The 9,764-nt window shown below is 50.2% G+C and carries 6 protein-coding genes and 1 tRNA gene; all 7 read right to left on the bottom strand.

Features of this window, described 5'->3' with window-relative positions:
- Window positions 1–340: 340 nt before the first annotated feature.
- Window positions 341–1,390 carry an AAA family ATPase gene (locus HFE64_03890; GenBank protein ID MCI8632610.1) on the bottom strand — a complete coding sequence of 350 codons (1,050 nt, stop codon included), beginning with the start codon at window positions 1,388–1,390 and terminating at the stop codon, window positions 341–343.
- A gap of 68 nt (window positions 1,391–1,458) precedes the next feature.
- A tRNA-Val gene (locus HFE64_03885) sits at window positions 1,459–1,532 on the bottom strand.
- A 44-nt stretch (window positions 1,533–1,576) separates the two neighbouring features.
- Entirely contained in the window at window positions 1,577–2,491 is a 915-nt protein-coding gene (miaA, locus tag HFE64_03880; protein ID MCI8632609.1) for a tRNA (adenosine(37)-N6)-dimethylallyltransferase MiaA, read from the bottom strand.
- Window positions 2,488–4,377: a DNA mismatch repair endonuclease MutL gene (gene mutL, locus HFE64_03875; GenBank protein MCI8632608.1), complete on the bottom strand. Its 1,890-nt coding sequence runs from the start codon at window positions 4,375–4,377 to the stop codon at window positions 2,488–2,490. Before mutL ends, miaA begins: the two co-directional genes overlap by 4 nt.
- Before the next feature lie 21 nt (window positions 4,378–4,398).
- Window positions 4,399–7,038 carry a DNA mismatch repair protein MutS gene (mutS, locus tag HFE64_03870; GenBank protein ID MCI8632607.1) on the bottom strand — a complete coding sequence of 880 codons (2,640 nt, stop codon included), beginning with the start codon at window positions 7,036–7,038 and terminating at the stop codon, window positions 4,399–4,401.
- 75 nt (window positions 7,039–7,113) lie between these two features.
- A complete protein-coding gene (miaB, locus tag HFE64_03865; GenBank protein MCI8632606.1) occupies window positions 7,114–8,544 on the bottom strand; it encodes a tRNA (N6-isopentenyl adenosine(37)-C2)-methylthiotransferase MiaB in 1,431 nt (476 codons plus the stop codon).
- Window positions 8,545–8,565: 21 nt separating this feature from the next.
- Window positions 8,566–9,708 carry a ribonuclease H-like domain-containing protein gene (locus HFE64_03860; GenBank protein MCI8632605.1) on the bottom strand — a complete coding sequence of 381 codons (1,143 nt, stop codon included), beginning with the start codon at window positions 9,706–9,708 and terminating at the stop codon, window positions 8,566–8,568.
- Window positions 9,709–9,764 lie beyond the last annotated feature (56 nt).

The following is a 9,764-nucleotide window of genomic DNA, read 5'->3' as shown; positions in this document are numbered from 1 at the left end:
GAATTGACCGGTCTTTTCTTACCGTTCTCTTCTTCGCTGCTTTGCTTGCAAAGCAACGTTTTTTCTTCTCAGATGTTACACTGTTCGATTTTCAATGTCCACGCCGCTCTTTCGAGTCAGCTTATCTAATTTACCACATCTCTTGTCCTATGTCAAGTGCTTTTTTCACTTTTCTTTCAGCTTCTTTTCCGATGTGGAACGGATGCTATTCTACTACATCCTTTGCTTCCTTGTCAATACCTTTTTTATAGAAAAAACGAAACACTTTAGATATCCATTATAGCACGCACACGACCATGCCAATGCACTCTCAATCGAAAAAGCCCTGCAAACAAAAGACCTATTCCTTTTCGCTATTTGAGTCCATCAAACGCTGGATTCCTTCATCCGTATACGAAAGCAGCTTGCCGTACCGCCGGGCAATAGTCCCGCGGCAAACACTGTAATTTCCCTCTGCCATCGCTCTTTGTTTATCTGCTTTAAGAGTAAGATATTCCTGCAAGGCCGACTCATCTTGGTAGAAAATAACATTAAACTTTCCCTGATTCAGCGATAGAGGAAAGAGATCAGTTAAAAACGCTTCGTCCTCTGCATAGTAGTGAACCCCGTACTTTTCACACAGCTTATCAAATTCGGGTAGAAAACTATCCCGTTCCTCCCGGGAGTCACAAGGATGGGATAATGCAATGCGTTTCGTCCCAGCGCGAAGCATCTCGCAAAAACAATCGGCAGCGCCAAGGTGATATGAGAATTTATCACTTTTCATTCCGTTTTGGATCGCTATGGATTCAATAATTTTATCGAAAACCTGATTTCGTTCTGACGACGTATCGTAAACTGAAAATCCATACTGAGTCAGACAGTCCGTCATTGCGCGATTAAACGGGATCGCATCTTGCTCAACATAATCTCGCAATTCGCCCTCGCTAAAACCATATGTCCAATCGTCCTCCGTATCGTATTTTTTAAAGTCTCTCACATATTCATCAGCAGTCTTTTTGTTTTGCACCAGCCCGATCAGGATAAACCGGTCTTTCAATTCATTCGCTCCATACTCATTCAGAATGGCGGCAATTTTCTCAAAATCAAAATACCCGCCTTCCAGCACAAAGCCGTTGCCATCCAGATCGTGTGCGCGGAGGTTTAACTCGTGCTTTATTCCCTCACCCGATGAGAAAAGCCCCAGAAAATGCCCAATAAACGGCGCTATGTTTTCTGTCGTTTTATCTCTATTCCAGTTCAGTCGGATATTAAGCTGGGGATATGCCGCGTGAAATGCAGCGACCAACTTATCAAGGCTAAGCACAAAGTAGCCTAACTCTTTGTGCAGCCTTTTTGCCAAGGTTGTCTTTCCGGCTCTTGAAGGGCCGACGATAATAATGCTTTTCATAAGCAAGTAACCTCATATCGAATATATTAAAAAGCGGGAAAATTCAATACAAACTTCCCGCTTTTTGATGGACGCTATAGGACTCGAACCTACGACCTCTGCGATGTCAACGCAGCGCTCTAACCAGCTGAGCTAAGTGTCCTGATTATTTAGCTTTTTTGTCATACAAGAAATAGCTGTCTTTTATTATAGCATAGAATCAATCAGCTGACAAGCCCTATCCAGCAATGTATTTTGGGGCTCCTTAGGCAAAAATACAGCCTCTTTCTCCCTGCGCATCCACGTAAGCTGCCTCTTGGCAAAATGCCTTGTATCGCGCTTCAATATATACACAGCCTCCTCCAGAGAAATCTCCCCCTCCAGATACGCCAAAATCTCCTTATAGCCAAGCCCCTTCATCGAAACCATCTCTTTATGACACCCCGCCTGTTTCAGCCGCGTAACCTCCTGCACCAAGCCCCTTTGCAGCATTTCCTCCACCCGCGCGTCAATCTGCTCATAAAGCCTTTGCCTCTCCACATCCAGCACCAGATAGCACAGCCGGTACGGCGAAGGCTTCGCCTGCAGACGCGCATTCAGCTCGCTGATCGGTTTCCCCGTTTGTTCAAAATACTCCAGCGCGCGGATGATGCGCTTGCGGTTATGCGGGTGGATCGTCTGCGCACTTTTCGGATCCACCTTCTGCAAATAAGCAAACAGCGCCTCCTGCGTCCAGCCCTCCAGCCTTTTCCGGCTCTCATTCTCCGCTTCTTCTTCAAACTCCGCGCCGTATGCCAGTGCATGGATATAAAAGCCGGTCCCTCCCACCACCATGGGAAGCCTCCCCCGGCTTGCAATCTCCTCAATTTTTTCCGCCGCCAGGCGGCAAAAGCTCATGACGTTCCATTCTTCATCCGGCTCTCTGATATCGATCAAATGATGGGGAATGCCATCCATCTCTGCAGGTGTAATCTTTGCAGTGCCGATATCCATGCCCCGATACACCTGCATAGAATCGGCCGAAATGATTTCACCGTTAAGGCGTCTGGCCAGCTGCAGCGAAAGACTGGTTTTGCCGGAGGCTGTTGGACCGGCCAGAATGAGTAGGGGTTGTTTGTTCATATGCGTTTAAATTTTTTCTCCAATTCGTATTGCGTCATTGAAATGATCGTAGGGCGTCCATGCGGACAGTTGTAGGGATTGGACGAAGCAAACAGCTGATCGAGCAGGCTCTGTGCCTCCTGCTGGCTCATGGTGTTGTTTCCTTTGACCGCCGCTTTGCACGACATCATAGCAATTCTGTCGATCAGCAGATCCCTTGCCGTATCGGCATGCCCTTCATACAGCATATCGAGCATATGGGCAAAATCCTCGGGCGGCAAAGCGCCGTTAAAAATAAACGGAACACCGCGGACAATCACAGCGTCTTCGCCAAAGGCTTCAACCTGAAATCCCAGCCTTTCAAAAATACTCTGATACTGGGCAAGCTCTGCGACTGCTTTGGGATTTGCCAGACAAACGGCCGGCTCCATTAAAAGCTGCGTATCCATCTGCTCTTCCTGCAGCAGTTTTCGATATCGATCATACAGCACCCGCTCATGTGCTGCATGCTGATCTATGATATAAAAAATATTTTCTTCTTCGGCCAGCCAATAGGTACGGAAGATCTGTCCAATCAGACGCAGGGTATGCTGCTTTGGCGGCGCTTCATAGGCCGCCGGCTCTTCCGCCAGCATACTGCTTTCCGGCTCCTTCGGCTCCACAATCTTCTCTTCATGCACACTAATTTGCTTTCCTTTATAAATAGGCGCCGGCTCCTCCTCTTCCACAATGAACGGGACGGCCGGATCCGGTTTGGAAAGCGGCCAGCTTGCCGGCTTAGCCGGCTGCGCCTGCGGCATATATAATTTCGGCGGTGCCGGTTCTGCCTGCTCCTCCAGACGCTCCTGCTTTTGAGGCTCTTGTTTTTCTTTATAAAAGCTGCCGCTGCGGCTGATCAGATCTTTTTCTGCTAAGCAAGCCGCAATCACCTCATACAGCGCTTCTCTTGTTCTCTCTTCCTGCATAAACCGCACTTCCATCTTCGTTGGATGCACATTCACATCCAGCGCTGCCGGATCCATCCGCAAATGCAGAATGGCCGCCGGGAACTGTCCCGGCACGACATAATCCTTGTAGGCCTCGTCCAGCGCCTTTTCAAGCAATGCACTTCTGATATAGCGCCCGTTTATGAAAAAATTTTCATAAGTACGATTGGCTCTCGTCATTTGCGGCCGGCTCACAAAGCCCTCCACCTGCATGGTTTTTCCTTCTTCTAAAGCAATGCTGCCATGAACCGGCAGGAGCTTATCCAGCAGTTCTTTTCCATAGACGGCATAAATGCTGTTTTTTATCTCGCCCTTGCCTGCCGTATAAATGGAAGGCTCTCTCCTGCCATTCAAATACCGAAATGAAATCTCCGGATGCCCCAGCGCCATCTTTTGCATCAGATCTGTAATCGCGGCCGCTTCTGCCATTGGTTTTTTGAGGAATTTTTTGCGGGCCGGCGTATTAAAAAACAGGTTTTCTACCTTAATTGTCGTTCCTTTTGGGCAGGCTACTTCTTCCCAGAGCTTTTCCTCTCCGCCCTCGATGACATAGCGCACGCCGGTTAATGCCTTTTCTGTCTTCGTAAGCAGTTCCACACGCGCTACAGCGGCGATGCTGGCAAGCGCCTCTCCGCGAAATCCCAGTGTCAGGCTGGAGAGCAGATCCTCTACCTGACGGATTTTGCTGGTGCTATGCCTTAAAAATGCAGTACGGATCTGCTCTGCCTCAATGCCGATCCCATTATCGGTAATCCGAATACTGCCAATCCCGCCGTCTTTAATCTCTACCGTAATCTGCGTTGCCTGCGCATCTATCGCATTTTCCGTTAATTCCTTTACAATCGAGGCTGGTCGTTCAACGACCTCCCCTGCTGCAATCTTATTTACGGTCGCCTGATCCAAAAGCCGAATCTGAGCCATGAGCTTCCTCCTTTTTCTATGCTACTCCCTTTTTAAACGATTCTGCCAATCATACAGCAGCTGCATGGCCTCCAGCGGCGTCTGATGATTTAAGTCGGCCTCCTGAAGCTCCTGCAAAATCTGCTGCGCTGCCTCTGAAAGGACGCCGGCAGCTTCTTCCAGCTCTGCCGGCATAAATAAGGATATTTGCTGAGTGCTGCCCTGAGGCTCTACCTGCTGGCGGGCTACGATCTGAGAGGCCTTTTTGGCGATATCGCGGTCCAGCAGCTCATCCAAAATCTCGTGCGCGCGCTCCAGCACCCATGCCGGAAGGCCGGCCAGCTTGGCTACCTCGATGCCGTAGCTCTGATTGCCGCTTCCTTGATGGATCTTATGTAGGAAAATGACGTCGTCGCCGCTTTCCTTGATCGCAACGCAGTAGTTTCTGACGCCGTACAGCTGCCCTTCGAGCTGTGTGAGCTCATGATAATGCGTAGCAAACAAGGTTTTGGCACCGATGATTTTTTTGTCGCTGATATATTCCACCACCGCCCATGCGATACTGAGTCCGTCGAAGGTAGAGGTGCCGCGGCCGATTTCATCCAAAATGAGCAGGCTGTTTGCGGTGGCATGGCGCAAAATATTGGAAACCTCGCTCATCTCTACCATGAAGGTGGACTGCCCGCGCGCGAGATCATCCGAGGCGCCGACTCGGGTAAAGATCCGATCGGCAATAGAGATGCGGGCAGCGTCTGCCGGCACAAAGCAGCCGATTTGCGCCATCAGCACAATCACTGCCACCTGCCGCATATAGGTAGATTTTCCGGCCATATTGGGACCGGTGATGACGGCAATTCTGTCTTCCTCCTGCGTGAGATGCGTATCATTGGCGATGAAGGTATTCTCCGGCAGCATCTGTTCTACGACCGGATGGCGCCCGTTTTCGATATGAATCTCCTGGCCCGGAGGCAAAATCTGCGGTTTCACATAATGATTGCGGTAGGCGGCCTCGGCCATAGAACGCAGCGCATCCAGCTTGGCTACTGCATCTGCTGACCGCTGTACGCGCACCATGGCGCTGCCCACCTCCTCGCGGATCTGACAGAATACTTCATATTCCAGCGCTTCGCCCTTTTCCTTCGCTCCCAGCAGCGTATCCTCGATCTGTTTAAGCTCTTCTGTGATGTAGCGTTCACCGTTTGTCAGCGTCTGTTTGCGGATATAACGAGCCGGCACCAGCGGGATATTGCCCTTGCTGACCTCCAGATAATAGCCAAACACGCGGTTATACCCAACCTTAAGATTCTTGATGCCGGTTTCTTCCTTTTCTTTGGCCTCCAGCTCGGCAAGCCATGTTTTTCCGTTCACCGCGGCGCTGCGGTACTGATCAATCTGCGCATGATATCCCGTTTTAATCAGCGAGCCCTCACGCACGCTAATGGGCGGTTCCTCTTCGATGGCCTCCTCAAGCAGCTGGCACACATCCTCCAGCAGATCCATTTCTTCTTCAATCTGCCTAAATCCATCTGCCGGCAGATCGCTGAGCAAAAGTGCAATTTCCGGCAAGGCTTTCAGTGAATTTTTCAGCGCCAGCAGATCCCTTGCATTGGCAGAGCCATAGCTGATCCTGCCCATAAGCCGCTCCATGTCATAAATCTTGCTGAGACTTTCTTTAAGCTCTGCACTGAGCATTGGATTTTCTGTCAGATCCTCTACGCATGCAAGTCGGGTATCGATCGCCTGCTTCTGAATCAGCGGCTGCTCCATCCATTTGCGCAGCCGGCGCCCTCCCATAGCCGTTTGGGTATGATCCAGCACCCAGAGCAGGCTTCCTCTTCTGCTTTTATCGCGCAGCGTTTCTGTAAGCTCCAGATTGCGTCTTGTCGCCATATCTAAAATCATATATTCCTGCACTGAATACGTCTTAACCTGATTGATATGGCTGAGCTCTCTTTTTTGCGTTTCCGTCAGATATTCCAGCAATGCGCCGGCTGCCGTAACGCCAAGCTCCATGCCGTCAAGGCCCAGCCCCTCCAGCTGCAGGACGCCGAACTGATGCAAAACCTCCTCTTTGCACCGCGGATACTGATAATGATAAGGCGCATAGGCATTCACAAACAGTGAAAGCCGCTCCTTCATCCTATCCAGATCCAGACTCTGCATATTCTGAATCTCTTCATTTACGAGCAGCTCCGAGGGCTGAAACTTGGCGACCTCATCCCACAGCTTTTCTTCCTCGCTAAATTCTGTGACTAAGAATTCACCCGTTGTGATATCTGCCACCGCCAGTCCGATGGCATCGGCAATTCGGTTGACCGACATAATATAGTTATTATTTTCTCCAATCGTATCCGCATTCATCGTGGTGCCCGGCGTGACAATGCGGGTAATCTCGCGCTTCACCAGACCCTTCGCCAGTCTGGGATCCTCCATCTGTTCACAAATGGCCACCTTATATCCCTTCTGCACCAAACGCTGAATATAGGTTTCCGCAGAATGATACGGCACGCCGCACATGGGCGCCCGCTCCTCCTGTCCGCAGCTGCGCCCTGTCAGCGTCAGCTCCAGTTCCCGGGATGTCACGATGGCGTCTTCAAAAAACATTTCATAAAAATCGCCCAATCGAAAAAACAACAGGCAGTCCGGATTATTTTTCTTCACCTCCTGATACTGCTCCATCATCGGCGTCAATTTACTCACGTATTTCCCTCTCTTTTCTCCTATCGATCAATTTGATTCACTTTGATCGTTTTAGGATCATTTCTCGGTCTCTACCCTTCCTGTCATATAAAATGCGGATGCCTCCGTAATGATCACCGGCAGCGTCTTTCCAAGCTGCTTCTGGTCTGCGACAAAATGCACCAAATGATTATGCTCATCTCTCCCCGACAGCATACGCGCATCATTTTTGCTCACATCCTCTGCCAGCACCTTCACGCGGCGTCCAACCCAGGTTTGCCGGTCTGTATAGGCAACCCTTTCCAGCACTTCCAGCAGCTGATCAAAATTCTCCTTAGCCTCCTCCGGATCCACCTGCGGCATCCGCGCTGCCGGCGTGCCCTCTCTTTTAGAGTAGATAAAGGTAAAAGCACCATCAAAGCGCACCTCTTCCGCCACCTTGACCGTCTCCAGAAAATCCTCCCGCGTCTCTCCCGGGAATCCGACAATGATATCTGTCGTAATCGCAATTTCTGGCACAGCCTTCTTCAGCCGTTTCACAATATCCAGATATTTTGCCTGATCATAATGCCGGTTCATTTCCTTCAGAAGCCGATCACTTCCTGACTGCAGCGGCAAATGAAAATGCGGACACACCTTATCCAGCTTGGCCATCGCATCAATCAGCTCCTGCGACAAATCCTTCGGATGCGACGTCATAAACCGAATGCGTTCAATTCCCTCGATTTCATTGACCATCTCCAGCAGCCTGGCAAAGCTGATTGGCTCCGCCAGATTCTTGCCATATGAATTCACATTCTGCCCCAAAAGCTGAATTTCCTTCACGCCATCCTGCGCCAGGCTCTCAATTTCCGCTAAAATATTTTCTGGCTTCCGGCTCCGCTCCCGGCCTCTGACATAGGGCACGATACAATACGTACAGAAATTATTGCAGCCATACATAATATTCACCGACGCTTTGAATCGGTGCTTGCGAATTGAGGGCAGATCCTCTACGATTTCCTGCTGCTCCTGCCAGATGTCAATCATCTGGCCGCCGCCATCCAGCAGCGCCTGCAGCAGCTCGGGGAATTTATAGATATTATACGTACCGAAAATCAAGTCCACCTGCGGATAGGATTTTTTAAGCTTTTCCAGTACCAGCTCTTCCTGCATCATACAGCCGCACAGCGCAATTTTCATATGAGGATTTTTTTTCTTAAAGCTTTTCAGATAGCCAAGCCGTCCGTACACCTTCTGCTCCGCGTTCTCCCGCACGCAGCAGGTATTATAAACCACCAGATCCGCCTGCTCCTCCTTTTCACTAGGCCGGCACCCGATCTCCTCCAAAATCCCAATCAATTTCTCTGAGTCCCGTGCATTCATCTGGCAGCCCATTGTCACCACAAAATAAGTCCGCGGCTTATCTGCTCTTTCCTTTAGCTGCTCAATAATTCTGCGCTGCCGCTCCGCTTCCTTCCGGCCCTCTTCCTTATAAGCAGGCCGCAAATTATGTCTTCCTGTCTCCATATATCTCTCCTCCTGCGCCGCCTACAGCAGCTCAAAAAACTGCCGACCCCAGGCCTGCGCCGCCTCCGGTTCTGCCGTCTTCAGCCATTCTTGTAGCTCCGTCATCTCCACATACACCTCCGCGCCTTTATATGCCTTCCGATAGGTGCGCAGACCGGCAGGGGCCGGAAGCGCCTGTACAAAACTGCCTTGTCCCCGCAGAACACATTCAGCCGGCTTCGCTTTCCGCCTTTCGCCGGCAGGCACATCATAGGCCAGGGTCTTGTGCACGATTTCCCCCTGTGCCGGTATAAAATAATAATCCTTTGCATTCGGCAAATAATAATAAACCGGCTCTTCACAAGAAGGCAGATCAATCTCACACACGGCACTCCCTGCCTCAAAGCTAAACCGAGCCCTTGGATATGACGCATCCTTTTTCTTTTTAGCGTTTAAGGCTATTTCCGCACAATGGCTTAACACAAACGGCCTGTCCCATGCAATCTGCAGCCGGCCCTGTTCATATGTAATCTGCTCGATCCGGCCGTTTTTTAACATCTGCATAAACTGCTGCACCAAAAGCAAGTGCGGCAGATTGCATACATCCTCATAATTATGAAGCAGCAAAACCATTGCAAGCCGTTCATCCTCTGTACGGGCATATTCATAGAACACCTCAATGAGCTGACCACCGTCAAAGGGATCCTCGCGACTGGCGCCCAAAAACCGCTCCACCGTTTTCAGCTTCATATTGCTCCATCCAAAAAAAGCTTGATGCCGCCGATACAGCCGGAGCAAATCCACCGAGTGTCTTTGCGCTGCAAATTGTGCATCCTCTGTGCTCCAGACCCGAAGCCGTTTTGCTCTCTCTTCCAAAAAAGGCAGATCGAACATTTCCCCATTATAGGTCACACAGATGGGAAACCGTCTGATCTCCGCTAGCGCCCTCTGCAAGAGCTCTGCTTCCTCCGAAAGACCGCCTGCCAAAAACTGCTTAGCCACAAAGCAGCCCTTTTCATAACACACCATTCCCACCAAATAAACGCTGTCATACAGTCTTGAAAAGCCCGTTGTTTCAATGTCCAGAAATAACACCGTCTCCGGTTTACCCAGCAGCATCCATCTGGCCAAAGCATCCTCTCTCTCCTGCGCTGTCAGATTCAGCTCCGATTCAATCGTCCGCACAGCCGTCTCCTTATCTTATAGAAAACAAAAGGGCCGTTGTGTATGCAACAGCCCTT

The organism is Lachnospiraceae bacterium (genome assembly GCA_022794035.1).
Taxonomy (GTDB): Bacteria; Bacillota; Clostridia; order Lachnospirales; family Bianqueaceae; genus CALWPV01.
Note: the sequence above shows the minus strand (reverse complement) of the source record. Positions and strands in the feature narration are given on the sequence as shown.

Bases quoted from the DNA above. Each gene is read 5' to 3' on its own strand.
- HFE64_03890 (MCI8632610.1), bottom strand. From the start codon at position 1,390: ATGAAAAGCATTATTATCGTCGGCCCTTCAAGAGCCGGAAAGACAACC.
- miaA (MCI8632609.1), bottom strand. From the start codon at position 2,491: ATGAACAAACAACCCCTACTCATTCTGGCCGGTCCAACAGCCTCCGGC.
- mutL (MCI8632608.1), bottom strand. From the start codon at position 4,377: ATGGCTCAGATTCGGCTTTTGGATCAGGCGACCGTAAATAAGATTGCA.
- mutS (MCI8632607.1), bottom strand. From the start codon at position 7,038: ATGATGGAGCAGTATCAGGAGGTGAAGAAAAATAATCCGGACTGCCTG.
- miaB (MCI8632606.1), bottom strand. From the start codon at position 8,544: ATGGAGACAGGAAGACATAATTTGCGGCCTGCTTATAAGGAAGAGGGC.